General features: G+C 64.1%; 28 protein-coding genes and 1 pseudogene. 11 read left to right on the top strand and 18 right to left on the bottom strand.

Annotated features, from left to right (window positions below):
• Positions 1 to 273: pseudogene (locus AWB82_RS11930) on the top strand (hypothetical protein); the annotation flags it as partial.
• 52 nt (positions 274 to 325) lie between these two features.
• Here the strand turns inward: AWB82_RS11930 and AWB82_RS11935 are convergent.
• Positions 326 to 577 (bottom strand): hypothetical protein, encoded by a 252-nt coding sequence (locus tag AWB82_RS11935; RefSeq protein ID WP_143756706.1) that lies wholly within the window; start codon positions 575 to 577, stop codon positions 326 to 328.
• A 184-nt stretch (positions 578 to 761) separates the two neighbouring features.
• On the opposite strand from AWB82_RS11935, the gene AWB82_RS11940 reads away from it, so the two are divergent.
• Positions 762 to 1214 carry a PA2169 family four-helix-bundle protein gene (locus AWB82_RS11940; RefSeq protein ID WP_086967355.1) on the top strand — a complete coding sequence of 151 codons (453 nt, stop codon included), beginning with the start codon at positions 762 to 764 and terminating at the stop codon, positions 1212 to 1214.
• A gap of 103 nt (positions 1215 to 1317) precedes the next feature.
• Here AWB82_RS11940 and AWB82_RS11945 read toward each other — a convergent pair whose 3' ends face one another.
• On the bottom strand, positions 1318 to 1539 hold the full coding sequence (locus tag AWB82_RS11945; protein WP_086967458.1) for a hypothetical protein: 222 nt from the start codon (positions 1537 to 1539) through the stop codon (positions 1318 to 1320).
• A gap of 320 nt (positions 1540 to 1859) precedes the next feature.
• On the bottom strand, positions 1860 to 2201 hold the full coding sequence (locus tag AWB82_RS11950; protein ID WP_086967356.1) for a BON domain-containing protein: 342 nt from the start codon (positions 2199 to 2201) through the stop codon (positions 1860 to 1862).
• Positions 2202 to 2659: 458 nt separating this feature from the next.
• Between AWB82_RS11950 and AWB82_RS11955 the strand changes: the two genes are divergently transcribed.
• Positions 2660 to 4147 carry an RNA polymerase factor sigma-54 gene (locus AWB82_RS11955; protein ID WP_086967357.1) on the top strand — a complete coding sequence of 496 codons (1488 nt, stop codon included), beginning with the start codon at positions 2660 to 2662 and terminating at the stop codon, positions 4145 to 4147.
• A gap of 113 nt (positions 4148 to 4260) precedes the next feature.
• Here the strand turns inward: AWB82_RS11955 and AWB82_RS11960 are convergent, their stop codons facing one another.
• From AWB82_RS11960 to AWB82_RS12005, 10 genes are all read right to left on the bottom strand, one after another.
• A complete protein-coding gene (locus AWB82_RS11960; RefSeq protein WP_086967459.1) occupies positions 4261 to 5172 on the bottom strand; it encodes a YihY/virulence factor BrkB family protein in 912 nt (303 codons plus the stop codon).
• Between the two features lie 119 nt (positions 5173 to 5291).
• On the bottom strand, positions 5292 to 5639 hold the full coding sequence (locus AWB82_RS11965; RefSeq protein ID WP_086967358.1) for a chemotaxis protein: 348 nt from the start codon (positions 5637 to 5639) through the stop codon (positions 5292 to 5294).
• Between the two features lie 130 nt (positions 5640 to 5769).
• Positions 5770 to 7224, bottom strand: coding sequence for an alpha,alpha-trehalose-phosphate synthase (UDP-forming) (otsA, locus tag AWB82_RS11970; protein ID WP_086967359.1), 1455 nt, complete (start codon positions 7222 to 7224; stop codon positions 5770 to 5772).
• Entirely contained in the window at positions 7224 to 7418 is a 195-nt protein-coding gene (locus AWB82_RS11975) for a hypothetical protein (protein ID WP_086967360.1), read from the bottom strand. The genes otsA and AWB82_RS11975 overlap by 1 nt, the downstream gene beginning before the upstream one ends.
• Positions 7415 to 7651 (bottom strand): hypothetical protein, encoded by a 237-nt coding sequence (locus AWB82_RS11980; protein ID WP_086967361.1) that lies wholly within the window; start codon positions 7649 to 7651, stop codon positions 7415 to 7417. Before AWB82_RS11980 ends, AWB82_RS11975 begins: the two co-directional genes overlap by 4 nt.
• 222 nt (positions 7652 to 7873) lie before the next feature.
• Positions 7874 to 8092 carry a hypothetical protein gene (locus AWB82_RS11985; RefSeq protein WP_086967362.1) on the bottom strand — a complete coding sequence of 73 codons (219 nt, stop codon included), beginning with the start codon at positions 8090 to 8092 and terminating at the stop codon, positions 7874 to 7876.
• Positions 8093 to 8313: 221 nt separating this feature from the next.
• Entirely contained in the window at positions 8314 to 9717 is a 1404-nt protein-coding gene (locus tag AWB82_RS11990; protein WP_086967363.1) for a sigma-54-dependent transcriptional regulator, read from the bottom strand.
• A 355-nt stretch (positions 9718 to 10072) separates the two neighbouring features.
• Positions 10073 to 10309 carry a hypothetical protein gene (locus AWB82_RS11995; protein ID WP_086967364.1) on the bottom strand — a complete coding sequence of 79 codons (237 nt, stop codon included), beginning with the start codon at positions 10307 to 10309 and terminating at the stop codon, positions 10073 to 10075.
• 87 nt (positions 10310 to 10396) lie between these two features.
• Complete coding sequence (locus AWB82_RS12000) at positions 10397 to 10714, bottom strand: DUF883 family protein (RefSeq protein WP_086967365.1); 318 nt, start codon at positions 10712 to 10714, stop codon at positions 10397 to 10399.
• 49 nt (positions 10715 to 10763) lie between these two features.
• Positions 10764 to 11120, bottom strand: coding sequence for a hypothetical protein (locus AWB82_RS12005; RefSeq protein ID WP_086967460.1), 357 nt, complete (start codon positions 11118 to 11120; stop codon positions 10764 to 10766).
• A gap of 589 nt (positions 11121 to 11709) precedes the next feature.
• On the opposite strand from AWB82_RS12005, the gene AWB82_RS12010 reads away from it, so the two are divergent.
• From AWB82_RS12010 to AWB82_RS12020, 3 genes are all read left to right on the top strand, one after another.
• Positions 11710 to 12777, top strand: a complete 1068-nt coding sequence (locus AWB82_RS12010; protein WP_086967366.1) for a sigma-54 interaction domain-containing protein — start codon at positions 11710 to 11712, stop codon at positions 12775 to 12777.
• Between the two features lie 288 nt (positions 12778 to 13065).
• On the top strand, positions 13066 to 13620 hold the full coding sequence (locus tag AWB82_RS12015) for a hypothetical protein (protein WP_086967367.1): 555 nt from the start codon (positions 13066 to 13068) through the stop codon (positions 13618 to 13620).
• Positions 13617 to 14141 (top strand): hypothetical protein, encoded by a 525-nt coding sequence (locus AWB82_RS12020; protein WP_086967368.1) that lies wholly within the window; start codon positions 13617 to 13619, stop codon positions 14139 to 14141. Before AWB82_RS12015 ends, AWB82_RS12020 begins: the two co-directional genes overlap by 4 nt.
• 78 nt (positions 14142 to 14219) lie before the next feature.
• Here AWB82_RS12020 and AWB82_RS12025 read toward each other — a convergent pair whose 3' ends face one another.
• On the bottom strand, positions 14220 to 15575 hold the full coding sequence (locus AWB82_RS12025) for an ABC transporter ATP-binding protein (RefSeq protein WP_235023266.1): 1356 nt from the start codon (positions 15573 to 15575) through the stop codon (positions 14220 to 14222).
• A gap of 12 nt (positions 15576 to 15587) precedes the next feature.
• Positions 15588 to 17351 (bottom strand): ABC transporter permease, encoded by a 1764-nt coding sequence (locus AWB82_RS12030; protein WP_086967369.1) that lies wholly within the window; start codon positions 17349 to 17351, stop codon positions 15588 to 15590.
• 754 nt (positions 17352 to 18105) lie between these two features.
• Here AWB82_RS12030 and AWB82_RS12035 point away from each other — a divergent pair.
• Both AWB82_RS12035 and AWB82_RS12040 read left to right on the top strand, forming a co-directional pair.
• The gene (locus AWB82_RS12035; RefSeq protein ID WP_086967462.1) at positions 18106 to 19791 is read left to right on the top strand and encodes a GGDEF domain-containing protein; all 1686 of its coding nucleotides are present in this window, start codon (positions 18106 to 18108) and stop codon (positions 19789 to 19791) included.
• A gap of 120 nt (positions 19792 to 19911) precedes the next feature.
• A complete protein-coding gene (locus AWB82_RS12040; protein WP_008350806.1) occupies positions 19912 to 20175 on the top strand; it encodes a hypothetical protein in 264 nt (87 codons plus the stop codon).
• 31 nt (positions 20176 to 20206) lie between these two features.
• On the opposite strand, the gene AWB82_RS12045 is transcribed toward AWB82_RS12040, so the two are convergent.
• Positions 20207 to 21547: an ATP-binding protein gene (locus AWB82_RS12045; protein WP_086967370.1), complete on the bottom strand. Its 1341-nt coding sequence runs from the start codon at positions 21545 to 21547 to the stop codon at positions 20207 to 20209.
• Positions 21531 to 22253, bottom strand: a complete 723-nt coding sequence (locus tag AWB82_RS12050) for a response regulator (RefSeq protein ID WP_086967371.1) — start codon at positions 22251 to 22253, stop codon at positions 21531 to 21533. The genes AWB82_RS12045 and AWB82_RS12050 overlap by 17 nt, the downstream gene beginning before the upstream one ends.
• Positions 22254 to 22498: 245 nt before the next feature.
• Here AWB82_RS12050 and AWB82_RS12055 point away from each other — a divergent pair, with 245 nt between their 5' ends.
• A complete protein-coding gene (locus tag AWB82_RS12055; protein WP_086967372.1) occupies positions 22499 to 23095 on the top strand; it encodes a periplasmic heavy metal sensor in 597 nt (198 codons plus the stop codon).
• A 69-nt stretch (positions 23096 to 23164) separates the two neighbouring features.
• Here AWB82_RS12055 and AWB82_RS12060 read toward each other — a convergent pair whose 3' ends face one another.
• Positions 23165 to 23863: a pirin family protein gene (locus tag AWB82_RS12060; RefSeq protein ID WP_086967373.1), complete on the bottom strand. Its 699-nt coding sequence runs from the start codon at positions 23861 to 23863 to the stop codon at positions 23165 to 23167.
• A gap of 493 nt (positions 23864 to 24356) precedes the next feature.
• Here AWB82_RS12060 and AWB82_RS12065 point away from each other — a divergent pair, with 493 nt between their 5' ends.
• Together AWB82_RS12065 and AWB82_RS12070 are read left to right on the top strand one after the other, a co-directional pair.
• Entirely contained in the window at positions 24357 to 25043 is a 687-nt protein-coding gene (locus tag AWB82_RS12065; protein WP_086967374.1) for an ABC transporter permease, read from the top strand.
• 26 nt (positions 25044 to 25069) lie between these two features.
• On the top strand, positions 25070 to 25783 hold the full coding sequence (locus AWB82_RS12070) for an ABC transporter permease (protein ID WP_086967375.1): 714 nt from the start codon (positions 25070 to 25072) through the stop codon (positions 25781 to 25783).
• Positions 25784 to 25787: the final 4 nt, after the last annotated feature.

Raw genomic sequence — 25787 nt, forward strand, 5'->3', positions numbered from 1 at the left:
GCTTACGTGGGCTCGCTCGTCGGCGCGATGTCGCATACGCAGAAGAAACCCGGCGTCGGCGGCCAAACCGAGGAGCCCGCGCGTCATGCGGGCGTGCTCGTGGCCGTGCATGTCGCGCCGGAAACGCAGGACCAGGCGGCGTCGGTACTGCGCGAGGCAGGCGGAATGGAAATCGAGCGCGCGTCGGGACGCTGGCAACAAGGCCGCTGGAGCGACTTCGATCCGCTGCAGCCGCCGCATCCGGTCGGCGACTTCGCGCAAACGCGCGCGTAATCGTTCCTCGTTGCGCTATCGATGAAATGCCCGCTTCACGCGGGCGTTCGTTTTAAACCCAGGGCGCGTTCGGTCGATTCAGCCGCGCGTCGGACCGAATGGCGCAGTCGGCAGGCAGCACGCGAGCCTTCGCCTCATTCGCTATGGGCGGCTCGCAAATGCGCCCATACACCGCGCGCGACGCCGGCGCGGATTGCACTTCCGTATCGATAACTTGTTGACGGATATGCAAGGTCAGCGCCGCCGCGACCATGGCCACCAGCACCAGATACTCGCGATGTGCCAGCCGGTTGAAAAATTTCACTGCGTTCTCCTGTTGCCGTTTCGTGCGCGCGTCTCGATCCGGACGCGCGCTGTAGTGCGTGCGGTGCAGCAGGTCTCGTGCCGCGCGCTCGTTCATGCGGGCACGCCGCGTGCGTAGTGAAGCGGCGAGCCGCATCCCGCAGGGAGAGTGCGCCGTGACAATGTCAAACGAAAAGGAGGTTCATATGAGCACGAATGTCGTATCGGTACTCAACGATCTTGTCGAAACCTCGAAGGACGGAGAAAAGGGCTTTCTCAAGGCCGCCGAGGATACGCGTGACCCAAGCCTCAAGCTGCTATTCCAGAATCGCGCGCAAAAGTGCGCTGAAGGCGCGCGCGAATTGCAGGACGTGGTCGCACGCCTGGGCGGCAAGCCCGAAACCGGCGGATCGGTGGCGGGCGCGCTGCATCGCGGCTGGGTCGATGTGAAGTCGGCCGTGACCGGCCACAGCGATCACGCGATTCTCGCCGAATGCGAGCGCGGCGAAGATGCCGCGAAGAAGAACTATCGTGAGGCGCTCGACAAGGATCTGCCTGCTGATATTCGGGCGGTGGTCGAGCGCCAGTATCAGGGCGTGGTGGAGAACCACGACCGCATCCGCGATCTGCGCGATCAGTACGCAGCCGCGAAGTCCTGACGCGATGAAACGCGCGGCCCCGCCAACGGGCCGCACAAAAGCAAACGGCCGCGTGAAGCGGCCGTTTGTCCATCGAGCGTAAAAGCCGTAAGAGCGATGCGCGTTACTGCGGCTGGCCCTTGTCGTTCGTGCCGAGCGCCGAAGCCGCCGCCGCTGCCGACGCACCCTTCAGCTTGTGCGCCTTGTTCTGCTGATGCAGATTGGTGCCCTTCTGCTTCTTCGCCATGGGCGCCGAAGCTGCCGCGTCGGAGGCTGCCTGGGCGAACGCCGTCGTCGAGAATGCCAGCGCGAGCGCGCCGATCAATGCCATCTTTTTCGTCTTCATGAAGAGCTCCATTTTGCCGGGGCCTCTGAACGCCGGGCTACTGCGCATTCGTGAGCCACCTGTTTGAGTATCGACCTGTACGGTCGTTCTCGTTTTTAAGTTGCGAAGTGCTGCGAGGTGATGCGCACTGCGTTTTGCGTCATGCAAGAACTTGCGACTGAAACACCGGGCGGCAGAGCCAAACCCGATGCCTCCATGCGAGAACCCGCGCTTCGTCCGACTCCTCGCTTGCGGCGATTCGTCGAACCCCACGCGGGTTCCGACCTGCTGGCACTCGACCGCGGCCCGCCGTAGCGAAGCCGGGCATACGAACTATGCCATTAGTTGGCGGCAATTTTAAGATGGTTCTTCACGGAAGCAACACCCGATACGTTCGAGACGACTTCTTCCGCGGCGGTCTTGTCTTCGGCCGACGGCACCGAACCCGTCAGCGACACGATGCCCGCGTGCGTCTTCACGTGGATGTGCGTGGACTTGACGTTCTTCGCGCCGAGCAGATCAGCCTTCACCTTGGTGGTGATCGCGCTGTCGTCGACCTTCTGGCCGACCGACGTGCCGGAACCGCTCGTCGACGATGCCGAATTGGTTTGTGCGCCGACGTTGAGCGCGAACACCACACACGCGATACCACCGGCTGCTCTGAGGATTTGAGTCGTCTTCATGTCGATACTCCCATTTTTTCGATTTTGGTCTAGCGCCGCGTTCACGCATTCATTCCTGCGCTCGACGCGGCTCTTCGATTACGTCCGCGCCGTAGCACGCGGATCGTGACCATCGATCCGCAACTTGCGTGCCGGACCCCGCGACTACGCGATCGGACGAGCGCCTAAAACCGCTCGAAACCGCCATTCGGCAAGGCGTGCGTGCGCCGCCGAACAAATCGTCGACGGACATCGGAAGGCGTGCGCTCAGCCGCCGCCACACGCCGGAAACCCGCAGCGCTTTTGTCTGAGCGCGTGTAAAAACTGCGTGAAAGAGGCCTCGGAAAGGCTGCAAAAGGAGGGAGCGGGTCGTAGAAAACGTAGTCGCGGCACGAGCTTAACCTTCGATGGCACGGTCGTTGCTTTAATGTTCCGCAAACCTGTCCATTACGTCTAGAACAATCGAGGATTAGCAAGCAATGCCGCCTACACTCGAACTTCGCGCGAAGCAAACGCTCGCACTCACGCCGCGCCTTCAGCAGTCGGTCCGTCTTCTCCAGCTCTCGTCGCTGGAGTTCCAGCAGGAATTGCGAAACGCACTAGACACGAACCCGTTTCTCGAATACGACGAGTCGCAGACCGACGACAACGCACTCGGCGCCGACAACGGCAATTCCATGAGCGATTCGACCTCGTCGCCCGCCGCCGACAACGCCGCCGAGACGCCGCTCGCGCCCGAGAACGGCATGGAAAGCGAGTCAAGCGCCGATGCCGCCTCGCGCGACGATTCCATGAGCGATTACTCGTCCGACCCGTTCGGTCGCAGCGCATCGCGCAATCACGGCGACGGCGAAGGCTCCGATCCCGCCGACTGGGTGCGCATCGAGCCGTCGTTGCACGAAACGCTCCACGACTCGCTGCGCCTTTATCAGTTGAACGAACGCGATCGCGCGGTCGCGCAACTCATCATCGAGGCGCTCGATGACGACGGCTATCTGCGCCAGGAATTGAGCGAACTCGCGAATGTCGTCCCCATCGAACCCCCGCTGCACGAGGACGAACTCAACATCGCGCTCAGGCTCGTGCAGTCGCTCGACAGACCGGGCCTCGGCGCGCGCAATCTCTCCGAATGCCTGACGCTGCAACTCCAGGCGCTCGACGAAGAAACGCCTGGCCGCGCCGTCGCGCTGGAAATCGTCGGCCATCATCTGGAGCGTCTTGCGCGCCGTGAGCAAGCCGAATTGCAGAAGAAGATCGGCTGCAGCGCGGACGATCTGCGTATCGCCTGCGCGCTCGTGCGCCGCCTCGATCCGAAGCCGGGCGAGAGCTACGGCCAGAGCGAGGACAACTACGTGGTGCCCGACGTGATCGTGCGTCCAGTGAAAAAGCAGTGGGTCGTCACGATCAATCCGGCGGTGCTGCCGCGTGCGCGCATCCACCGCATGTACGCGGAATTGTTCGCGCAGTCGGCGGGCGCGAGCCGCTCGCCGCTCGCGCAGCAACTGCAGGAAGCACGCTGGCTGATCCGCAATGCGCAGCAGCGCTTCACGACGATTCAGCGCGTGGCCGAATGCATCGTGTCGCATCAGAAAGCGTTCTTCGACTATGGCGAGATCGCGCTGAAGCCGCTCGTGCTGCGCGACGTCGCCGATGAACTCGGCCTGCACGAATCGACCATCTCGCGCGCGACGGGCAACAAGTACATGTCGACGCCGCGCGGGATCTTCGAGTTCAAGCACTTCTTCCCGCGCGAGCTTTCGACGGAAAGCGGCGGCACGTGCTCGGCCGCCGCCGTGCGCGCGCTGCTCAAGGAGATGATCTCGAAGGAAAACTCGAACGATCCGCTCTCGGATGTCAGCCTCGCGAAGATGCTCGCGGATCAGGGCGTGATCGTCGCGCGCCGGACCGTGGCGAAGTATCGTCACCTGATGAAGGTGCCGCCCGCTGAATTGCGCCGACAGGCGTAACGCATTGCACGCTCGTCAAGCGCTCGGCGACGACCCGGTCAAGCGAGGCGCCTGAGCGACAAGAGCGTAGCCGACAGGCCGTCCGTTCGCCAACGGCCTTCTTTTGTCGCCATTCAGCGCCAGCCCGATGCGCGATGCGTGCGCTTTCTCGCGGCCGTAGCCGAAAGCTCCGCGCCGAGCAGAAACACGGCCGCCGAGTAGTAAAGCCACATGAGGATGACCGCGAGAGACCCGGCCGCGCCGAACATGTTCGCCGTGCCCGCGTGCGCGAGATAGAACGCGAAGAGGCGTTTGCCCGCTTCGAAGAGCATCGCGGCGGCGGCGGCGCCGAGCGCGGCGTCGCGCCATAGCATGCGCGCGGTGGGCAGGAACTTGAGCAGCACCGTGAACGCGATCATCAGCATGCCGAGCGATATCATGCGCCGCGTGAGCCCCGACAGCACGATGAACGGGCTGCCGTCGCCCAGCACCCAATGGCCGAGAATCTCGACGAGCGTGTCGAGCACGAGCACCACCGCGACGAGCAGCCCCGAACCGACCACGAGCCCGAACGACATCAGCCGCACGCGCAGCAGCGTGACGATGCTTTCGCGCGTGCTCACGGCGGGCGTCGGCCAGATGACGTTGAGCGCGCTGTGCAGCGATGAGAATGTCGCCGATGCGCCGATCAGCACGCCCGCGGCCGACAGAATCGCCGTGCTGCGCGCGATATCCGCATGCCACGCGTTCGCGACGATCGCTTCCAGCGCGTGCGCCGCGTCCACGCCAACGACGCCGCTGATCTCGTCGAAGAGCCGGCCTTGCACGGCATCCGCGCCGAAGAAGACGCTCGCCACGGCGATTACGATGACGAGCGTTGGAGCGAGCGAGAACGCAGCGAAGAACGCGATCGCCGCCGAGAACATCAAGCAGTGGTCCTGCGACCATTGCACGACCGGATCGGCGATCCACGAGAGCCAGCCGAAGCGCGACGTGCGGCCCGATGCGACGGGCGCGGATTGCGTGGCGGAAACGTCGTGATTCATCGTGAGCGTGGCGAGAAGTATCAACCGACGATGTTAGCGCCGCGAAGCGAAGCGCGTGTAAAAAAGCGGCGCGCTCCGTCAAGAGCGCGCCGCTTTCGGCTTGCGTGCGGCAATGCGCGTCAGGATCGATCGGCGGCGGGGTCGGCGTCCTCGTCGGCAAGGCCGCGCGTTTCATCCTCGATTCCGTCGGGCAGGATGTCGGCGTCGGCCTGGAGATTGTTGTCGCCATCCGCCGACGCCGCTTCGCCCGTGCCATAGCGGTCCGTATCGCTGTTCAGCTCGGCGTCGGACTGGCCGAGCGCGTGGGCGTCGAGTTCATCCTCGATATCGCCGGGATAGCGCTTTTCGCCCTGCACGTCCGAGCCGCTGTCCGACGAATCGCTCGGGCCGAGCGCGCCGGTGCCGTGTCCCTTGCCGTATTCCGCGCCGTCGTCTTCGGGCGGGTTCAATGTGCTTCCGCTCATCATGACCTCCTTCGTTCGTGTCCACGGTGTTTGCGCAAGTCCCGTTCCGCGAACGTTTCGGCGCGAGGCATTAAAAAACCCCGCGCTTCTTGCGAAGCGCGGGGTCTTGAATGCATGACGGTTTTCAGCGCTCTCAGGCTTTCGCCGCCGGACGCTTGGCTTCGGTCGTGCCCTGCTTCACCGTCTGGACAGTCTTTTCGGTGACGGAGGTCGCCGTCGCGACGCTGCGCAGGTCCGACAGGAAGGAATCGCGCCAGACGGAAAGATTGTTCTCGCGCAGCGGCGCCATCATGTCGGCGTGACGCGCCTGACGCTCGGCGAGCGGCATCGACAATGCGCGCTCCAGCGCCTCGGACATCTGCGACAGATCGAACGGATTGACGACGAGCGCGCCCGGCAACTGATCCGCCGCGCCCGCGAACTGCGACAAGACGAGCGCGCCCGGATCGGCTGGGTCCTGCGACGCGACATATTCCTTCGCGACGAGATTCATGCCGTCGCGCAGCGGCGTCACGTAACCGACCTGCGAGAGCCGGAACAGCGCCATTAGCAGATTGCGCTCGTATTTACGGTTGAGATACTGGATCGGCGTCCAGTCGAGCTGCGCGAAACGCCCGTTGATGCGGCCCGCCTCGCCTTCCAGCGTCTGACGGATGCGCTGATAAGTCTGCACGTCCGAGCGCGTCGGCGGCGCGATCTGCACGAGCGACACGCGGCCGTGCCAGCCGGGCGCATTCAGCAACAGGCGCTCGAAAGCCTGAAAGCGCTCGACGAGCCCCTTCGAATAGTCGAGACGATCGACGCTCATGATGAGCTTGCGACCGCGCATGCTGTCACGCAGGGTCTTCACCGGCTTGCGATTCCCGAACTGCTCGGCGGCCTTTGCGATGGCGTCCGGATAGATGCCGATCGGATACGCGCCGACTTTCAGCATGCGGCCGAACGCCTGCAGCATGCCGTCGTCGTCGTTGTAATGGCCGCGGCTCGTGCGCACCACGTAGTCGAGGAACGACTGCTTGTCGTTGTCCGTCTGAAAACCGACGACGTCGTACTGGCACATCGCCGCGATCAGCTCCTCGTGCGGCGGCACGGTGCGCATGATCTCGGGCACCGGAAACGGAATATGCAGGAAGAAGCCGATCGGATTCGCGACGCCGAGCTTTCGCAACTCCTGCGCGAACGGGAGCATGTGATAGTCATGCACCCAGATGATGTCGTCGGGTTTGAGCAGCGTCTTCAGCTTCGCGGCGAGGCTCGCGTTGACGCGCATATACCCCGCATATTCCTCGCGATCGAAGCGCGAGAGGTCGTTGCGATAGTGAAAGGTCGGCCACAGCGTGGCGTTCGAGAAACCTCGGTAGTACTGGTCGTAATCGCGACGCGTCAGCCCGACGGTCGCGTAAGTCACTTTGCCGCTGTTCTCCAGAACAGGCGCGCCCGACTCGCCGACGATCTCGCCGCTCCACCCGAACCAGACGCCGCCACTCTCCTTCAGCGCGTCCAGAACGCCGATCGCGAGGCCGCCCGCGCTGGGCTTGCCCTCCTGGATCGGTGCGACGCGATTCGATACCACGATCAATCTGCTCATTACAGCATCACCTCATCGGTTGTCGTTGCATGCTCGAAGTGGCGATCAAGGGTACGCAAAAGCTGTGCCTTTTTGCTGATTTTATGAACGAACATTTGTATGAAGATGTTACGGACAAACGAAAACACGCGGCAAAGGCCCGCCGCGTAGAAATTTTTGTTCTTGTGCCGGATGCTGCGGCCGGCCGGAATCACGAGTCCTGCTCGGAACCCAGATCGCGCTGATAGTCGATCCCTTCCTTCCGCACGCCGCCCTGATTGTGTTCGCCGTCGGGCGGCACGCCGGGCGCGGGACGGTTCTGCGACGCGGGATCGTGATCGGCGGGCGGTGCGGACGCGCCCTGCCCGCCGGCTGCCTTGGCGGCTTCGGCGCGTGCTTCGCGCTTGGACGAGTGACGCGCGGAGCGTCGAAGTGCGGGATGCCTCATGATGCCTCCAGATAAGAAGGCCGTCGCGATAGTGACGTCGGCGGCGCCGGACGGATGCGCTGCGATGAGCGCGGCTTCAGAAAAAACGACCGGCGACAGAGCGTGTCGCCGGTCATCGTTGCGTTTTCCGTTGTAATCCCTACGTATGGGATGAAAGTTATTCAAACCTGGCACGAATTCTGGGCATTGTCCAACGTCGGCTTCAAACGTCCTTCTGTCGCGTTAATACACGTGCGGTGAATCGCCGGGCCCTGGCGGCGGATCGCCGATCGGCTGCGACGGCGGTTCCGGCGGCTCGCGCGTCGGGTCCGGATTGGTGTCGGGCGGCATCGGCGCGGGCGGCGGCTGATCGGGCGGCGTTACCGGCGGATCCGGCGGCTGCGGCGTCTGGGCTTCGATACCGGCGCCATCGGAAGCGCGATTCGACATGCTGAGTGACATGATGGGCTCCTTGCGGTCTTGTGATCGTACTTTCCCCATCCGCGCCACCTCGATGCAACTGCGCGGATGTCATTCGATCGGCAGCAAGGGACATGCCCCTCGGACACATCGGGTCTGCGCCCTCCTGAGACATTATCGGCGTAGAAAACGCGCCTGCCAATGAAAAACGCCTGCGGTTTTAATGGCCGCAGGCGTTGATTTCGTCTAAAGATAAGCGAAGTTCAAGGATTTTCGCTGTCGGAATCGCCCATGTCGCCGCCTTCGCCGACGGCCGCCTTGTTCGCATCTTCACCGTACTCGACGAGCCGGTTATAGAGCGTTTTCAGGCTGATGCCGAGGATTTCCGCCGCGCGCGTCTTCACGCCGCCGCACTGATCGAGCGTCGCGAGAATGAGCTGACGGTCGGCCTGCGCAAGCGACGTGCCGAACGGAATCGTCACCGCCGTGCCCGCCGACGGCTTCGACAGCGAAATTTGCAGCGGCACGGTCGCGGTGCTGTCCGAGTCCGACGCCGACATGATGTACGCGCGCTGTACGTAATTCTTCAGCTCGCGAACGTTGCCGGCCCAGTTGTAAGACGCCAGCATTTCGCGCACTGCGGGCGGGAAAATCTTTTTCGTGTTGTAACGGGAGTTCAACTCGTCGAGGAAGGCCTGCCCGAGCAGTTCGACGTCCTTGCCGCGCTCGCGCAGGGGCGGCAGGTTGATCGGAAACACGTTCAGACGGTGATAGAGATCGAGGCGCAGTTTGCCTTCGAGCACCGCCTGCTCGGGATCGCGATTGGTCGCGGCGATCAGGCGCACGTCCGTTTCGAGCTCCTTCGTCGTGCCGACGCGCATGAACATGCCCGTCTCCAGCACGCGGAGCAATTTCACTTGCAGCTCGATCGGCATTTCGGTGATTTCGTCGAGGAACAGCGTGCCGCCGTTCGCGCGTTCGAAATAACCCTTGTGCTGGCGATCCGCGCCCGTGAACGAGCCGCGCTCGTGGCCGAACATTTCCGATTCGATCAGGTTCGGCGAAATCGCGCCGCAGTTCACCGCGATGAACGAATGCTTGCGGCGCAGGGAAAGCTCATGCAGCGTCTGCGCGGCGACTTCCTTGCCGGTGCCCGACTCGCCGATGAGCAGCACTGATGCCGCCGTCGGCGCGACGCGGCCGATCTGGTCGTACACGGTCTGCATCGCGGGCGAATTGCCCAGCATCAGACCGAAGCGGCCCATGCGGCGCAATTCGCCGCGCAAGGTGCCGATTTCGGCTTTCAAATCACCAGCGCGCGGCAGGCGTGACAGGATGGCCTTCACGCGCTGCATGTTGATCGGCTTGACGAGGTAGTCGGCCGCGCCCATCTTGAGCGCGCTGACGGCGGATTCCACCGTCGCGTGACCGGTGATGACGATGAATTCGACGCCCGAGCGCGGGTCGAGGTCCTCGAACAGGTCCACGCCCGTGCCGTCGGGCAGCTTGAGATCGGTGAACACGACGTCCGGCGTTTGCCGCACGAGCTGAATGCGCGCCTCGCGCAAATCGCCGGCGGTGGCCGTGGTCAATCCGTCTTCGCCGATGATCGCGGCTAGCGCCTCGCGGGTACTGGGATCGTCATCGACAATCAATACGTGTGGCATTGCGTTTCGAATTCTTCCTAAGCGTTTCAGGGTCACACGCCGTGTGGCGGCGTGGTCTTCTCCGCGCGGCGATGGTGCCGCACGGGCCGGTGCGATTCGCAGTCACAACCGATCGGAGATAATCGGCGTCCCGCAAATGCGCAAAAATAAAATAATTTCCGATTTCTGCCCGCTTGGGCGAAACCCGGCGTAAGTTTTTCCATTTAGGTAACTTATGGCCGACGTTTCACTGATTATAAGCGTTTATCAAGACGAAAAAGCACGCTGGTCCCGGCGTGCGTTTCATTGGTCGGTTCATTAATACAACCAACCGTTCAAAGCAAATCGGCGCGCTGGGCAGCGCTCCGAAAGCGAATCAGCTTCGCGGGAAGTGCCACGCATCGGTGGTGCCGCCGACCACGCCATGACCGTTCACGGCCCGCGCGCTCGCGCCGGTCGCCGGCGTGAGCACCTTGCCGCCCTCGTCTTCCCAGCGGCTCAGGTCGCGCGCGGTGCGGCGCCCGGCGCGATCCTGAGATTGCACCCATTTCCATGCAAGCACGCTGCCTACTGCGAACAGCGCGCCCAAAATTCCGATCGAAGGCCGTGCCATTTGTGTTCTCTCCCATCACCAAAAAGAATCGCTGGCGTTATTAACGACAGCCGCCGCGATATGTCGCATCCGACTCGAGTGCGCGAATCAGCGGGAAACCAGAAGCCCGACCAAAAAACCGACGCCCGCAGCAATGCCGAGCGACTGCCAGGGATTGTCCTTCACATATTTCTCGGTGCAATCGACGCCAGCGCGATAGCGGCTTTGCGCGCTCGCCTGCGCATCTTCCAGCGCGCCGCGCGCCGAATCGACGTGGTCGCGCAGACGCGAGCGCAGCACCTCGACGCCCTCGCCCGGCAGCGTGGCCGACAATCGGAGCAATTCCTCCGAATCGTTCAGCAGCACCTTGATGTCTTCGATGATCTTTTGCTTGCCCAACGCAAGCTGGACAGTCGTTTGACTCATGGAATGTAGTCCTCGCCCAAGTGGGTTTGTATGGATCGGCCGACGCCGCTCAGCGGGTTTCGGCAACCGGCACGCCCGCCACGCGGAGGCGCGCGCCCGCCGCGATCCGCGCGCGCAGGCTGCGCACGATGCCGCTTGCCGTCAACGCCCCGCCCATCGCGCCGAACACGAGGCTCGTCACGTTCGCGGCGCGCGCGAGCGCGGGTGTGCCCGCCGCATAGCCTAGCACCGCGCACATCAGCGCGGTCACGAGCGCGACGGCGGCCCAGTGATAGATGTCGATCGGCTCGCCGGACGTGAGTTCCTGGCGATGGCCCGTCGAATTGTGCGCGCGTCGCGTCCGGCTCGGCCGCGGGGGGCTCATGCGCGGCTGCGCGGCCCCGTCGAAACTGAAAAAGTCTTCCATGATGCGTTTGCCTCTCTCGACCATCCTCGTGTGTGCGCCTCGGAGACGGTGCTCGTCGGCGAACTTTGGAATATGAGTCACGATACGGCAACTTATGCAGCTTTCATGCCAGCGCCGTCGACCGGGCGGTAAAGCACGCATAGTGGACGCTTCAGCCGCCGATCGAGTAACAATTACGTCGTCGCGTTGTAAATTCTCAGTGTGGAACGGAGAACCTTGCCGGAAGCGCCGCCAGCGTCCCGCGCCGCTCAGACAAAATGCGCCGAGGCCTGGCCCACGCATTGCCGCAATGTCGTTGCGAATGGTTAAATAGCGTTTATGAGGCAGGTTTCGTTTGCAATAACCGGCGCTGCGCAAGCGTCCGATGCAAACTTGCCTGGACCGACGCTCCACCAGGAAAAGAGGGCTCGCCTGGCACGTGAGTCCGATGGGCAGCGCGCACGGGCGCGTCATATGCCGAAGCGCGCGGTCATCCACGGTTGCGCCGCTCGCGCGCGCCGTACCGCGCCCGGCCGACTGCAACCGGAGGCGCCCGCGCGAGCCGCCGCCCGCCTACTACACACGCAGAACTCAGGAACGATCAGGACACATGGCGTCAACCGATCTGGATCAGCCACCCACTGTGGTCGGCGATACACCCGCGCAAAAAAAGCGCAACACGGGGGAAGTGCCGGGCTTGAAGTCCTATGGACTGCTCTTCGGCTCGTCGCCCGTGATGCAGGAGTTGTACACGCAAATCGAGCGCGTGGCCGCGACCGATGCGACCGCGCTCATCATCGGCGAGTCGGGCACCGGCAAGGAACTCGTCGCGCGGACGATTCACGACCTCAGCGCGCGCAAGGATGCGCCGTTCATCGCGGTGAACTGTGGCGCGATTCCCGATAACCTCATCGAGGCCGAGCTCTTCGGCCACGAAAAAGGCAGCTTCACGGGCGCGGTGCAGGGTCGCATCGGCTACTTCGAGCATGCGAACCGCGGCACGCTCTTTCTCGACGAAGTGACCGAGATGTCGCCCGTTCGGCAGGTCAAGCTCTTGCGCGCGCTGGAAACGGGCACGTTCTTTCGCGTCGGCGGCAGCGATCTCATCAGCTCGGATGTGCGCGTGATCGCGGCGACCAACCGCGATCCCATCGTGGCCGTGAAGGAAAACGGCTTGCGCGAGGACCTGATGTATCGCCTCGCCGTGTTCCCGCTGCGTGCGCCGCCCCTGCGCGAGCGCGATTCCGACCGCGAGCTGCTCGCACAACATTTCCTCTCCGAAATGAACGCGCAGGAAGGCACGAGCAAGGCCTTCAGCAAACGCGCGCTCGACGTGCTGCGCACCTATTCGTGGCCTGGCAACGTGCGCGAACTGAAGAACACGGTCTATCGCGCGTTCATTCTCGCGGAGAAGACGGTGGAGATCGCGCATCCGCATCTCGCGTCGCGCGTGAAGAAGCCGGTCACGCAGGGCGACGCGATGAACGTCTGGGTCGGCACGCCCCTCGCCGATGCGCAGAAGCAGATCATCCTCGGCACGCTCAAGCATTGCGGCGGCGACAAGCGGCGCGCCGCGAAGGCACTCGGCGTGAGCCTGAAGACCCTGTACAACCGCCTCGGCGCGTACGAAAACGAGGACACCGAGGGCAGCGACACGGCGTCGAAGAGCGAAAGCTGAATCGCTTTCCCGGCCTCATCCGCATGGCTGAGAAGCGAGCGCGCACGACCGCGCTCGCTTTTTTTTGCTCCGATCGATTCGCGGATCGAAACGTGCTCCTCTCGCTTGCAATTTCTTGCAAATTTCTCAAGGCGGTAATTAGAAGCATGCTTCAAAATGCGCGAAGCCTGCGCGTCGTGCCGTCTGCGCGTTGCCGGGCGGTGCCTTGAGCGCGAAACCTCAAGAAGATTCGAGCCCCTCGAACCCCGATGGCAAGCGTCGGGAACTGGAAGACGAAGGAAACGCAACATGCAGATCAGGGTTCATTGGCGCGGGCCGCGTGCCGCCGCGCTCGCCGCGATCATCTCGGGCGCCATGGCTTGCGTAAGCCTCAGTGGATGCAACTCGCTTTATAGCGAAGGCGCGACGACCGGCGCCGGTATCGCGGGCGCCGCAGTGGCGAACGCCGTCACGAGCAACGCCGCGGTCGCGACGGGCATCGGCCTGGGCGCGGTCGCCGCGGCGCGCGCGGGCGTGCAGTACACGCAGCGCGTCATTCATACCAACACACAAGATCAGATCGCCTCGGTTGCCGGGCCGCTCGCGATCGGCGCGGTCGCGCCCTGGAAGATCGTGCATTCCGTGGCGATCGAAGAGGACGAGAAAGGCCGCGTAACGGTGAGCCGCACGATCAGCAGCGGCGTGCTCGATTGCAAGGAAATCGTGTTCTCCGTCGATCGCGATGCGACGAAGGACCGCCCCGCCGGCAGCGCGTTTTACGTGGCGTCGGTGTGCCGTGACGGCAACAAGTGGAAATGGGCATCGGCCGAACCCGCCACGCCGCGCTGGGGCTCGCTGCAATGACGCGGTCTTTCGACGTACCCTTTGCGCTGCGTCTAGGGCTCGTCGCGCTCGGCGCCGCCGCGTGCGTGAGCATGAGCGGTTGCGCATCGATCGGCGCCGCGACGGGCGCAGTGGCGGGCGTCGCGACCGGCGCGTTCACGACGAATCCGGCCATCGGCCTCGGCATCGGTATCGCGGTGCAGGCCGCCACCGACGCGGCCGTCAAGCGCGTGACCAGATCGCTGCATCAGGATCAGCAGGTCATGATCGCGGTGACGGCGGGCACGTCGCAGGTCGGCGAAACGCGGCCTTGGAAGGTCAAGCATACGTTGCCGGTCGAGAACGGCCACGGCGAGGTGCACGTGCTGCGCGAATTCAACAGCGCGCTCGCGAGCTGCAAGGAGTTCGCCTTTTCGGTCGTCGACGGCGACGATGCGAAAGCGCCGGCCGAATGGTTCATCGCGACGGCTTGCCAGCAGTCCGAAGGTTGGAAATGGGCGTCGGCGGAGCCGGCGGTCGAGCGCTGGGGCAATCTGCAGTAATTTTTTTCGCGGCTGGAAAACGAAAGCGCGGTTCCGTCACCGGCAACCGCGCTTCGTGTTCCTGCTTTCAGACGATGCTCAAGCCTCGACATCCTCCAGACTCAGCATCTCGGTCTGGTCGTTGTACGAGAAAATTTCCCCGTACCGGCCCCAGTCGATCACCGCGTCGAGCGTTTGTTGCGCGGCCTTGTCGGAGAGAAAGTCCTCCAGTTCCTGCTCGAAGCGCACGCGCGGCGCGCGATGCCCCGGCCGCTCGTTCAGCACCTTCTTGATCCGCGCCGCCAGCGGCACATGCCGCTGCAGATGCTCCGCGAACATCATCTTGCGCTCCTGCGTGCCCAACTCGGCGAACACGCGCGCCTGCGGCGTCAGGAAAATGTCGCCCTCGCGGACATCGGCGAAACCGAGATGTTGCAGCACTTCCGCGACCGGGAAGAGATCGTCCACTTCGAGATGCAATGTGCGCGCGATTTCCGGCATATCCGCGCGGCCGTGGTAGGGCTCGGCCGCGAGCGTTTCGATGAGACCCGCCATCAGATTGGTCGACACCGACGGCAGCCAGCTTCCCAGATCCAGCCCCTTCTTCTTCGCTTCGTCCATCTGACGCGCGGTCATCTTTGCGTAAATATCGTCGACGAGACGCCGGAACGCCGGGTCCAGACGATTGCGCGGATGCTTGAACGGCACCTTGATCTCGGCCATCACGCGGCCCGGATTCGACGACAGCACGAGGATGCGGTCGCACATGAACACGGCTTCCTCGATGTTGTGCGTGACGATCAGCACCGACTTGATCGGCATGCGCCCTTGCGTCCAGAGATCGAGCAGGTCGGTGCGCAGGTTCTCCGCGGTCAGCACGTCGAGCGCGGAGAACGGCTCGTCCATCAGCAGCAGGGTAGGATCGACGACCAGCGCCCGCGCGAAACCGACGCGCTGCCGCATACCGCCCGACAACTCGCGCGGATACGCGTTCTCGAAACCGTCGAGACCGATCAGATCGATCGCGGCAAGCGCGCGCTCACGCCGCTCGCGCGCGCCGACGCCCTGCGCTTCCAGACCCGCTTCCACGTTCTGCATCACGGTTAGCCACGGGAAGAGCGCGAAGGTCTGAAACACCATCGCGACGCCTTTCGCGGGCCCGCGCAACGGCTCGTTCAGATAGGTCACGTCGCCGCCCGTCGGCTCGATCAGCCCGGCGATGATGCGCAACAGCGTCGACTTGCCCGAGCCCGAGCGCCCGAGCAAACCGACGATCTCCCCTTCGCGCAGCACGAGGTTCGCATCGTCGAGCACGAGCAGTTCGCCCTGTGTCTTGTTGAAGCCGCGGCTCACGTTCGAGACGCGCAGGATTTCCGCGCCAAGTCGCGGCGGCGTGCCTTGCGGGCGCTGAAAGCCCTGTGCAGCGGACGTCTGCGTATTTTTCAGGTTCTGCATTGGAACTCGTCCTCAATCCAGCCGGAGTCTTGCTTCGGCGTAGGCGTATAGCGGGCGCCACAGCAGTCGGTTGAACAGCGTGACGAACAGCGACATCACAGCGATGCCGAGAATGATTTTCGGGTAGTCGCCCGCGGCGGTCGTCTGGGCGATGTACGCGCCGAGGCCGTGCGCGACGACCTCGGTCTTGCCCCACGACACCGCTTCCGCGACGATGCTCGCGTTCCACGCGCCGCCCGAAGCGGTGATCGCGCCGGTGATGTAGTAAGGGAAGATGCCGGGCAACATGCACTTCTTCCACCACTGCCAGCCGCGAATCTGGAAATTGGTCGCGGCCTCGCGATAATCGTTCGGATAAGAAGACGCGCCCGCAACGACGTTGAAAAGGATATACCACTGCGTACCGAGCACGATGAGCGGCGAGAGCCAGATATCGGGGTTCAGGTTCCAGCGCACGATCGCGACGACGAATACCGGAAACAACAGGTTCGCCGGGAACGCGGCGAGGAACTGCGCGAGCGGCTGGACCTTCTCCGCGAGCGCCGGTCGCAGGCCGATCAGCACGCCGACCGGCACCCAGATCACCGAAGCGATCGCGATCAGCACCACCACGCGCAACAGCGTGATGAAGCCGAGCACGAACACGTGTCCGACTTCGTTCCAGCTCACGCCCGTCGCGACGAACGACGCGACCTTCCACACCACGAACACCGTGATCAGCAGCACGACCGTGCCCCACGCGATATCGCCCGTGCGCGTGGACGGCACCTTCGCGCGCAGCGGCAGGCCGACGTTCTCCAGCGCGCCTTGCAGCGACGGCAGCTTGATCGGCACGCGCGCCGCCTTCGCCAGAATCCAGCCCGCCGGCACGAGCAGACGGTGAATCAGGCGCGTGCGGCGGATCAGATCGAGCAGCCACGAAGACGGCTCGTCGCCCGAACTCGTGTTCTCCATGCGGAATTTGTCGGCCCACGCGACGAGCGGACGGAACATCAACTGGTCGTAGGCCAGGATGACGACGATCATCGCGAGGATCACCCAGCCGATCGCGGAGAGATTGCGCTCGCCGATAGCCGCCGCCAGATACGCGCCGATGCCCGGCAGCACGATCGTGCGGTTGCCGACCGTGATTGCCTCGGACGCGACCACGAAAAACCAGCCGCCCGACATCGACATCATCATGTTCCAGATGAGGCCGGGCATCGAGAACGGCACTTCCAGCTTCCAGAAACGCTGCCAGTTGGTGAGGTGAAAGCCGCGCGAAACTTCGTCCAGGTCGCGCGGCACCGTGCGCAGCGACTGATAGAAGCTGAACGTCATGTTCCACGCCTGGCTCGTGAAGATCGCGAAAATCGCCGCGCATTCGGCGCCGATCACACGCCCGGGGAACATGGCGAGGAAGAACGTCACGGTGAACGAGATGTAGCCCAGCACCGGCACCGACTGGAGGATGTCGAGAATCGGCACGAGCACGATGGACGCGCGCCGGCTCTTCGCCGCGAGCGTGCCGTAGACCAGTGTGAAGATGAGCGACGCGACCATCGCCAGCAGCATGCGCAAGGTGGTGCGCAACGCGTATTCGGGGAGATTCGCGGGGTCGAGCGAGATCGCCTGGGTCTGCAGGGTCGAGATCGGCGCCAGGGTCTCGTGGAATCCGACGGCTGCGAGCGCGATGATGCAGATGATCATCGGGAACGCGACGAAATCCCAGCGGTTGGGCAGGATCCGCCAGGCCGACGCATTCGCCGTGCGATTCAGATTGAAACCAAATTCCATGCAAGGCCCTCCCCGTAAGGCTCTGTTCCGACCGCGCCGCGCGCGGGATATTGCTTGAGACGGCAAAAAGCCGTCAGGCGGGCAAGAAGCCTTCGCCCGGGACCGCCTCATGCTCAACGCAGGCGGACGCCGAAACGACGACGCGACGACACGACGACACGCTCAGCGCGAACAACGGCGCCAGGCAGTCGCCGCTTCAGACTATCCCCGTGCTGAACCGGGCGACACTACACCAACCCGTGTGACAGGCACAACCTTCATGCGGTCCGGCCCGCCATTCCTGCGATGTTTCTGTTGCTCTTCGGCACGGCACGGGCAAAATGAAGGGCAGCCCGCGTCGAGTGCGCCCGGCGCTCGCGTGCTTTCGCTTCCTTTCAGTTTGGCTGCGGCTCGCCCGTTGCCGGACGGAGAATCGCCAGCGCGTTCGCCCGGCGCGCGTTCGTTGTGTTGGACACACGTCGCACGCCTTAAGAAGCCGCTTGATAGGCGGCAAAAAACATCGTCCAATCTTGGCTTATCACAAACAATAATTTGAGCGCCGATGCGATGCGAGACGCCCCATCCGAGACGGAAGACCGCCTGAGCCACGCCCGCAGCCCCGTTGCGAGCAAAAGCCGAATTGCGGCCTGCATCACGCGCATCGTGCGCAACCCGCGCGCCCGCGTAGCCCGTGACGCGCTCACCGGACCGTTGTTCGGGCGGCGCCGCGCGCGCAGCCTGCGCCGCGCGTGAACAGCCAATGCGCGCGCGACCGATGAACAAGCTCATCCTGCACCGTGTGATCGCCACGCTCGGCCTGGCGGCGCTGGCTTTCGCGTGCTGGATCGCCGCCGGCTTGTTGTCGGACCGAATGGTACAACAGGAAATGACGTCGACGGTGCGCACCGAGCGTCAGATGGCGGCGTCGATCGTCGACAACATGGCGCAGGTCATCGCGAGCGACCTGGCGATGTCGCGCGCCATTCCCGCCACGCTCGCGCAGATGGATTTCACGCAGCAAGCGCTCGCGGAGTCGCGGAATTATGCCTCGAACCCGGCCGGGACGGAACTCGAACGCCGCAACGACTGGACCGCGCGGCCCGCGCTCGCAAAGGTCAATCACTTCCTGCACGACGCGCAGGGATTCTCCGGCCTCGACTCCATCTGGCTCGTCAACGACCGCGGCTTTTGCATTGCGTCGAGCAACGCCGCCGACGACGACAGCTTCATCGGCTACGACATGAGCGCTCGCGGCTATGTCACGCGGGCGCTGCTCGGCGGCTTCATCGAGATGTACGGCGTCGGGCGGCTGTCCGGCGAGCCGGGCATCTTCATCGCGGCGCCCGCTTACGAAGACGGCATCCTGGTCGGCGCGGTGATCGCCAAAGTGAGTATCGACCGGCTGCGGCACTGGGTTTCGCGCGCCGGCACCTTCGTGACCGACGAAAACGGCGTCGTCGTGATGGCGCACGACGGCCGGCTCGAATACCAGGCGATGCCCAACGCGCCCGTCGCGCGCATGACGGAGCGCGAGCGCGTCGAGCACTATCGGCGCGAGTCGTTCCCGGAATTGCGGGTGACGCACATCGGCGAGCAGATGCGCGCCTCCGAGCACTGGCTTGCGCCCGCGCTCGCGCAGACCTTCTACGCCGCGAACGGCAGCAACGTGCCCTCGCTCTACGACGAGCGCACGGGCCTGAATTCGGGACTGTCCGCGCATATCGTGCATCCGCTCACGAGCTGGCCGGAAATCAGCCGCAACCACAGCCGCGACCGCTTCCTCGTGTTCCTGACGATGCTCGGCGTCGTGACGCTCGCCATCGTCATCGCGACGTCGTACTCGCGCGAGCGGCGTCTGCACCGCGCGACGCGCGATCTCGCGGAACAGTTGCAATCGGCCAATACGCTGCTTTCGGCCGAAGCTCGCCACGACGCGCTGACGGGCGCCCTCTCCCGCCGATATTTCCTCGACACGCTGCGTCATGAAGTGGAGCTTGCGCGTTCGGTCGGCACGCCGCTGTCGGTCGCGATCGCGGATCTCGATCACTTCAAGCAGATCAACGACCGCTTCGGACACGCGTCGGGCGATCGCGCGCTGGAGCATTTCGTCGAAGTGTGCCGCGCGCAGCTTCGTCCGAGCGATGCGATCGGGCGGCTCGGCGGCGAGGAATTCGGCATTCTGCTGCCGCAAACCTCGCTCACCGATGCCCAGGCCGTGCTTGAGCGCCTGAGAAAGCGTTTTCATCACGAACACTGCGCGCATCTGCCGGACGATGCGGCGCTGTCGGTGTCCATCGGCATCACGGAGCTCGCGCCCGACGACGCGCTCGAATGGATTCTCTCTCGCGCCGACCTCGCGCTTTACGAAGCGAAATCGCGCGGGCGCGACCGCAGCGAAGTGCGCCCCGCCGATCCCGGCCCGTCCACCCGGCATACCGAAGACACGCTGGCCGGCAAGTAAGCCGACCGGTCGACGCGGCGAGTCGGCGCACGGTCATGCGCCTGTCGCGACGCGCGGGCATCGCACAGGTATCATCGATGTTCGAAATCGAATGCCGCTGGCGTGAATCGGGAGAATTGCATGAAGGGAAATCTGGTCATCGTGTGCCGGGATCAGGACGCAGAAACGTTCGACCACCTGCTCGCCGAGTACGGCTCTTTTCAGACGCGGCTATCGTCGACGACGTGGTTCCTGAAAATCGATCTCGCGCCCGAGGTGATTCAGGAGGAGATTCTCTCGCGCCTCGGCAAGTACACGACGCACTACATCTTCGAGGCGTCGACGGTGACGTACAACACGGTGGACAGCGAAGCGGCGTCGGCGCTCGAAACACTGTTCGACTGACGCCGCGCCGCCTCTCTCATAAAGCGCGCCGTTACAGCGCGCGCTCCTCGTGCTGCGAGCCGGCGCGGCGCTCCTGCAACGTCCGCGTGGCGATATCGAACGGAAAGGTCATCACGACCTGCAATCCGCCCTCGGCACGATTGCCGATCTCGCATTCGCCGCCCGCGCGCCGCGCGAGCCGCTCCACGATAGCAAGCCCGAGCCCGCTATGGCCACTGCCTCCGCGCGCCGGATCGAGCCGCACGAATGGCCGGCTCGCCTTGATGAGATCCTCCGGCGCGATGCCCTTGCCGTGATCGGACACCATCAACACCCAGCCACTGGCTTCCCGCCGCGTCTCGATGACGACCGGCGGCGCACCGTACGCATGCGCGTTGTCCAGCAGATTCGACAGCAGCCGGTCAAGCGACGCCGCCGGCAGCGCGAAAGCGGGCCCCGCTTCGAGTTTCAGGCGGATCGGCTGCGCGCCCGGCGACACCGCGCGATACGCCCGCGCGATCCGTTCGCATTGCTCGTCGACGGGAACCGGCTCGCTGCCGTCCGGGCGGTCGTGCGCGAACACGAGGAATTGATCGACGATATGCGCCATCGAATCGACGTCGCGCACGACGCCGTCGCGCAATTTCTCGTCGTCCATCATTTCGGCACGCAGACGCAGTCGCGCGAGCGGCGTCTTCAGGTCGTGAGCGACGCCCGCGAGCATCACGGCGCGGTCGTTCTCCGTCTGCGACACTTCGCGGACCATCTGGTTGAAGCCGTGCGTGAGTTGCCGCAATTCGCGCGGACCGCGCTCCGGCACGGGAGGCGTCGGCTGGCCGCGCCCGAAGCGCCCGACCGCCTGCGCAAGCGAGCGCAGCGGATACTGCAACTGCCACGCGCCGAACAGCGCGGCAAGCACGGCGGTCGAAAAGATCAGCGCGAGCCATAAAAGCATGCGGTCGCGCGAACGCGGCGGACGCAACGGCTGCACCGGCACGACGATCCAGCCGTCGTCCTTCGCGCCGTGCACCCACACGCTCGGCGGGCCGCCGGGCTCGTTCAGGCGGACTTCGGTGCCGTCGGGGAGACGATCTTTTAGGTCCTCGACGAAACGCTGCAGCGGCGGCGGCGTGTCTTCGTCGGGCTGCTTCGGCACATCCGGACTATTGAGCGCCACGAGGCGCACGCGCGGAGGCAAGGGCTGATCGGGCGCTTTGGCGATGTGCTGGCGCACCGCCTCGACGAGGAACACGGCCTCCTCGACGGCGAAACGCGTCTGCACGTTGTCGCGCTCGAAGCGGATGATTGCGAACCACGCGACATGCGACAGCACCAGCATGCCGATGACGATGACGACCAGCCGGCCGAAGAGCGTGTCAATTGCCCGGCGCATTTTGCTCGCCGTCCGGCACGAACACGTAACCGCGCCCCCGCACCGTCTGGATGAAGCGCGGCGCCGACGGATCGGTTTCCAGGATGCGGCGCAGGCGCCACACCTGCACGTCGATGCCGCGATCGGTGCCGTCGTATTCCGGACCGTGCAGCAGTTCGAGCAGGCGCTCGCGCGTGAGCGTGCGCATCGGGTTGTTCACGAAGATCTTGAGAAGCGCGAATTCGCTGCCCGAGAGCGTGAGCGGCCGGTCGTCCTGTTGCAGCGTGCGCGACTGGAAATCCAGCCTGAAGCGGCCGAACGAGAACGGCTCGCGCTGTTCCGGCGCGGCGGACGGAATCGTGCGGCGGCGGCGCAGCACGGCCTGCACCCGCGCGAGCAGTTCGCGCGGATTGAACGGCTTGCCGAGGTAATCGTCCGCGCCCAGTTCCAGGCCGACGATGCGATCCACGTCATCCGCGCGCGCGGTCAGCATGATGACGGGAATGTCGTCGCCGGACGCGCGCAGCTGCTTGAGCGCGGTCAGGCCGTCGACGTTCGGCATCATCAGATCGAGCACGATGAGATCGGGCCGCTCGCGCTCGATGCGGCGTTCGAGACCGCCGGCGTCATGCAGCACCGAAACCTCGATGCCCTGCCGGACCAGATAGTCGCGCAGAAGGTCGCGCAGTTCGGCGTCGTCGTCGACGACAAGTATTTGCGTAGTCATGGGATGGAGTTTAGCGCGTGAGTCAGACCTCTAATGATGACAGGCCTGCCATAAGGGTTACGGGGTGTTACCACGAAAGCGGGGCGTAAACCGGCGTAACAAGCCTGAGCCTTGCCGTAACACGCGGGCCGTCGCGAACCCCTACGCTGTGTCTCACCGACAAGCGCAAGACCTCGACGCACTGTCTGACACGTCGACCAGGGCCTCGCGGCTTCGGCTTCGAAAACAATCAAGGGAGTACCAAGATGGCCAAGCAATACCGCATCCTCACCGCCGCCGCTGCCGCAATCGCGCTCACCTTCGGCACGGCCTACGCCGCTACGACCGACGCGCCGTCCGCGCCGCCTCCCGGAGCTCCGGCCATGATGGGCGGTCACGGCGGTCCCGGCGGCCACCGCATGGAAATGCGCATGCAAAAGCAACTGGACGAACTGCACGGCCAGTTGAAGCTGAACGCGGATCAGGAAAAGCTGTGGCAGACCGCGCTCACGACGATGAAGCAGAATCATCGGGCGATGCGCGAAAGCCACAAGCAGATGCGCGATCAGTTCAAATCGATGGAAAACCAGCCGATCCTCGACCTGAACGCGATGCACGCCGCGCATCAGAAGATCGAGCAGCAGAACGAGCAACTGCGCGAGCAGACCGCGACTACATGGCTGAATTTCTACAACTCGCTGAACGACCAGCAAAAGACGACCGTCAGCACGGCGCTCAAGAAGCACTTTGCGAAGATGCACGAGCACCAGCACAAGATGCATGAGCGCTGGGGCAAGCAGCACGGCGGCCCGGACGGCGCTCCGGGTGCGGCGGCGGGCGCATCGGCCACGCCGAAGCCGTAAGTCGGCCGGGCGCATGAAAAAAGGCCGCGGGGCATGCGCTCCGCGGCCTTCTTCACATCCGGACGACGATCAGGCGAGGTCGAACAGCAGGACTTCCGCGTTATCGCCGTTTTCGAGCGTGACCTTCGATACGTCTTCGAGCTTCGCGGCGTCGCCCGCTCCGAGCGCCTCGCCATTCACCGTCAGCGCGCCTCGCGCCACGTGCGCGTACACGCGGCGGCCCGCCGGCACGTCGAAGTCCGCGCGCTCTTCACCGTTGAAAAAACCCGCGAAGATGCGCGCATTCGCGCCGATCCTGACCGAGCCGTCCGTACCTTCGGGCGATGCGATCACGCGCAGACGGCCGCGCTTTTCATCGTCCGCGAAGCGCTTTTCCTCATACCCGGGCTCGCCGCCCGGCGCATCCGGAATGATCCAGATCTGCAGGAAGTGCGCGGTTTCCGTCGGCGAGCCGTTGAACTCGCTATGGCGCACGCCGGTGCCGGCGCTCATGCGTTGTACGTCGCCGGGACGGATGGTCGAGCCGTTGCCCATGCTGTCGCGGTGCGCGAGCGCGCCTTCGAGCACGTAGCTCACGATTTCCATATCGCGATGGCCGTGCGCGCCGAAACCCTGGCCGCCCGCGACGCGATCCTCGTTGATCACGCGCAGCGCGCCGAAGTGCGTGTGCTCGGGATCGTAATAGTCGGCGAAGGAGAAGGTGTGATACGAGTCGAGCCAGCCGTGGTTAGCGTGACCCCGTTCGTTGCTGCGGCGAATCTCGATCATGATGTTTGCTCCCGCCCAAGGCGTTCGTTTGCGATGGAGAGAATGTAAGGGCGACGCCGCTTTGAAACAACGCGCGCCGGGGCACTACATCGTTGCGCCGATGCAGGTAATCGGACTCATCCGGCTTCGCACTCGCGCGCTCGTCCGCTTCGGGTAAAATACCGCGCTTTTCCGGGCGGCGACGGTGCGGATCGCCCGCGACGCATCAGCGCACCGGCGAATACGGGAAGAAGTGCCGAAAACGAGCGCCCAGACCAAGCGAGCCCGCCGCGACGCAGCCATTGCACGTCGGCAGGGTTAGCGGCAACGGCAGCGCGCAATTTTGACCAACTAGAATACCGACCGCTGGCCGTCATACGGAGGCAGGCCAACAAGGACAGCCGAAACGCGCGGGGAACGCGCCATCGAGCGCGATCGGCTGAGGGGAAACATGAAGATATTCGCATCGCGCGCCGCAATCGATGCACGCTAGGCACCTTACCAAGGAATCACCATGTTGCAAGGCTACGGTCCGCTGATCCTCGCGGGCACCTGGCAGACCGTCAAGCTGGCGGTGCTGTCGCTCGTGTTCGCCTTCGTGATCGGTCTGATCGGCGCGGCGGCGAAGTTGTCGAGAAACCGCGTGGCGTCGGGGCTCGGCACTGTGTACACGACGCTCATCCGCGGCGTGCCCGATCTCGTGCTGATGCTGCTGCTCTTCTACAGCATCCAGATCTGGCTGAACCTGTTCACCGACGCGATCGGCTGGGATCAGATCGACATCGATCCGTTCCTTGCCGGCATTCTGGTGCTCGGCTTCATCTACGGCGCGTATTTCACCGAGACCTTCCGCGGCGCGTTCCTCTCCGTGCCGCGCGGCCAGCTCGAAGCGGGCGCGGCCTACGGCATGACGCCTTGGCAGACCTTCGCGCGCATCATGTTTCCGCAGATGATGCGTTTCGCGCTGCCGGGCATCGGCAACAACTGGCAAGTGATGGTCAAGGCGACGGCGCTCGTGTCGATCATCGGTCTCGCGGACGTAGTCAAGGCTTCGCAGGACGCGGGCAAGGGCACGCTGCGTTTCTTCTTCTTCACGCTTTTCGCGGGCGCGATCTACCTCGCGATCACCACGATCTCGAATCTCGTGCTGATCTGGCTGGAACGGCGCTATTCCATCGGCGTGCGCAAGGCCGACCTCTAATCGGTCCATTACAGGGCGGCAGGGACATGATCGAAATTATCCAGGAATACTGGAAGAACTACCTCTTCACCGACGGCTACCGCATCACCGGTCTCGCGATCACGATGTGGCTGCTGGTCATTTCCATCGGCCTCGGCTTTTGTCTTTCGGTGCCGCTCGCGGTCGCGCGGGTGTCGAAGAACAAGCTGCTGTCGCGTTCGGTGTGGCTCTACACGTATGTGTTTCGCGGCACGCCACTCTATGTGCAACTGCTGCTCTGCTACACGGGGCTTTACAGCTTGCAGGTCGTGCGCGATCACATGCTGCTCGCCGAGTTCTTCCGCAGCGGCATGAACTGCACGCTGCTCGCGTTCACGCTGAATACGTGCGCCTACACCACGGAAATTTTCGCCGGCGCGATCAAGGCGACGCCCTACGGCGAGATCGAAGCCGCGCGCGCATACGGCATGTCGGGCTTCACGCTGTATCGTCGCGTGATTCTTCTGTCGGCGTTGCGGCACGCACTGCCGTACTACAGCAACGAAGTGATCCTGATGCTGCACGCGACCACCGTCGCGTTCACGGCGACCGTGCCGGACATTCTCAAGATCGCGCGCGACGTGAACTCGGCGACGTATCAGTCGTTCGAGGCGTTCGGTCTTGCTGCCCTGCTCTACCTCTGCATTTCGTTCGCGCTCGTGTGGCTGTTCCGCCGCGCCGAGCATCGCTGGCTCGCTTATTTGCGGCCGCAAGGCAAATAAGACC

This window comes from Caballeronia glebae (assembly GCF_001545035.1).
GTDB classification, from domain to species: domain Bacteria; phylum Pseudomonadota; class Gammaproteobacteria; order Burkholderiales; family Burkholderiaceae; genus Caballeronia; species Caballeronia glebae.

What these genes read in the sequence shown, in the direction of transcription:
- AWB82_RS12045 (WP_086967370.1), bottom strand. Translation starts at nt 21,547, where the DNA reads ATGCGCCGGGCAATTGACACGCTCTTCGGCCGGCTGGTCGTCATCGTC.
- AWB82_RS11990 (WP_086967363.1), bottom strand. Translation starts at nt 9,717, where the DNA reads ATGCCACACGTATTGATTGTCGATGACGATCCCAGTACCCGCGAGGCG.
- AWB82_RS11965 (WP_086967358.1), bottom strand. Translation starts at nt 5,639, where the DNA reads ATGATGAGCGGAAGCACATTGAACCCGCCCGAAGACGACGGCGCGGAA.
- AWB82_RS12035 (WP_086967462.1), top strand. Translation starts at nt 18,106, where the DNA reads ATGAACAAGCTCATCCTGCACCGTGTGATCGCCACGCTCGGCCTGGCG.
- AWB82_RS12005 (WP_086967460.1), bottom strand. Translation starts at nt 11,120, where the DNA reads ATGGAAGACTTTTTCAGTTTCGACGGGGCCGCGCAGCCGCGCATGAGC.
- AWB82_RS11995 (WP_086967364.1), bottom strand. Translation starts at nt 10,309, where the DNA reads ATGGCACGGCCTTCGATCGGAATTTTGGGCGCGCTGTTCGCAGTAGGC.
- AWB82_RS11945 (WP_086967458.1), bottom strand. Translation starts at nt 1,539, where the DNA reads ATGAAGACGAAAAAGATGGCATTGATCGGCGCGCTCGCGCTGGCATTC.
- AWB82_RS12000 (WP_086967365.1), bottom strand. Translation starts at nt 10,714, where the DNA reads ATGAGTCAAACGACTGTCCAGCTTGCGTTGGGCAAGCAAAAGATCATC.
- AWB82_RS11955 (WP_086967357.1), top strand. Translation starts at nt 2,660, where the DNA reads ATGCCGCCTACACTCGAACTTCGCGCGAAGCAAACGCTCGCACTCACG.
- AWB82_RS11980 (WP_086967361.1), bottom strand. Translation starts at nt 7,651, where the DNA reads ATGAGGCATCCCGCACTTCGACGCTCCGCGCGTCACTCGTCCAAGCGC.
- AWB82_RS12050 (WP_086967371.1), bottom strand. Translation starts at nt 22,253, where the DNA reads ATGACTACGCAAATACTTGTCGTCGACGACGACGCCGAACTGCGCGAC.
- AWB82_RS12030 (WP_086967369.1), bottom strand. Translation starts at nt 17,351, where the DNA reads ATGGAATTTGGTTTCAATCTGAATCGCACGGCGAATGCGTCGGCCTGG.
- AWB82_RS12070 (WP_086967375.1), top strand. Translation starts at nt 25,070, where the DNA reads ATGATCGAAATTATCCAGGAATACTGGAAGAACTACCTCTTCACCGAC.
- AWB82_RS12055 (WP_086967372.1), top strand. Translation starts at nt 22,499, where the DNA reads ATGGCCAAGCAATACCGCATCCTCACCGCCGCCGCTGCCGCAATCGCG.
- AWB82_RS11960 (WP_086967459.1), bottom strand. Translation starts at nt 5,172, where the DNA reads ATGAATCACGACGTTTCCGCCACGCAATCCGCGCCCGTCGCATCGGGC.
- AWB82_RS12040 (WP_008350806.1), top strand. Translation starts at nt 19,912, where the DNA reads ATGAAGGGAAATCTGGTCATCGTGTGCCGGGATCAGGACGCAGAAACG.
- AWB82_RS12065 (WP_086967374.1), top strand. Translation starts at nt 24,357, where the DNA reads ATGTTGCAAGGCTACGGTCCGCTGATCCTCGCGGGCACCTGGCAGACC.
- AWB82_RS12010 (WP_086967366.1), top strand. Translation starts at nt 11,710, where the DNA reads ATGGCGTCAACCGATCTGGATCAGCCACCCACTGTGGTCGGCGATACA.
- AWB82_RS12020 (WP_086967368.1), top strand. Translation starts at nt 13,617, where the DNA reads ATGACGCGGTCTTTCGACGTACCCTTTGCGCTGCGTCTAGGGCTCGTC.
- AWB82_RS12025 (WP_235023266.1), bottom strand. Translation starts at nt 15,575, where the DNA reads ATGCAGAACCTGAAAAATACGCAGACGTCCGCTGCACAGGGCTTTCAG.
- AWB82_RS12015 (WP_086967367.1), top strand. Translation starts at nt 13,066, where the DNA reads ATGCAGATCAGGGTTCATTGGCGCGGGCCGCGTGCCGCCGCGCTCGCC.
- AWB82_RS11985 (WP_086967362.1), bottom strand. Translation starts at nt 8,092, where the DNA reads ATGTCACTCAGCATGTCGAATCGCGCTTCCGATGGCGCCGGTATCGAA.
- AWB82_RS11940 (WP_086967355.1), top strand. Translation starts at nt 762, where the DNA reads ATGAGCACGAATGTCGTATCGGTACTCAACGATCTTGTCGAAACCTCG.
- AWB82_RS12060 (WP_086967373.1), bottom strand. Translation starts at nt 23,863, where the DNA reads ATGATCGAGATTCGCCGCAGCAACGAACGGGGTCACGCTAACCACGGC.
- AWB82_RS11950 (WP_086967356.1), bottom strand. Translation starts at nt 2,201, where the DNA reads ATGAAGACGACTCAAATCCTCAGAGCAGCCGGTGGTATCGCGTGTGTG.
- otsA (WP_086967359.1), bottom strand. Translation starts at nt 7,224, where the DNA reads ATGAGCAGATTGATCGTGGTATCGAATCGCGTCGCACCGATCCAGGAG.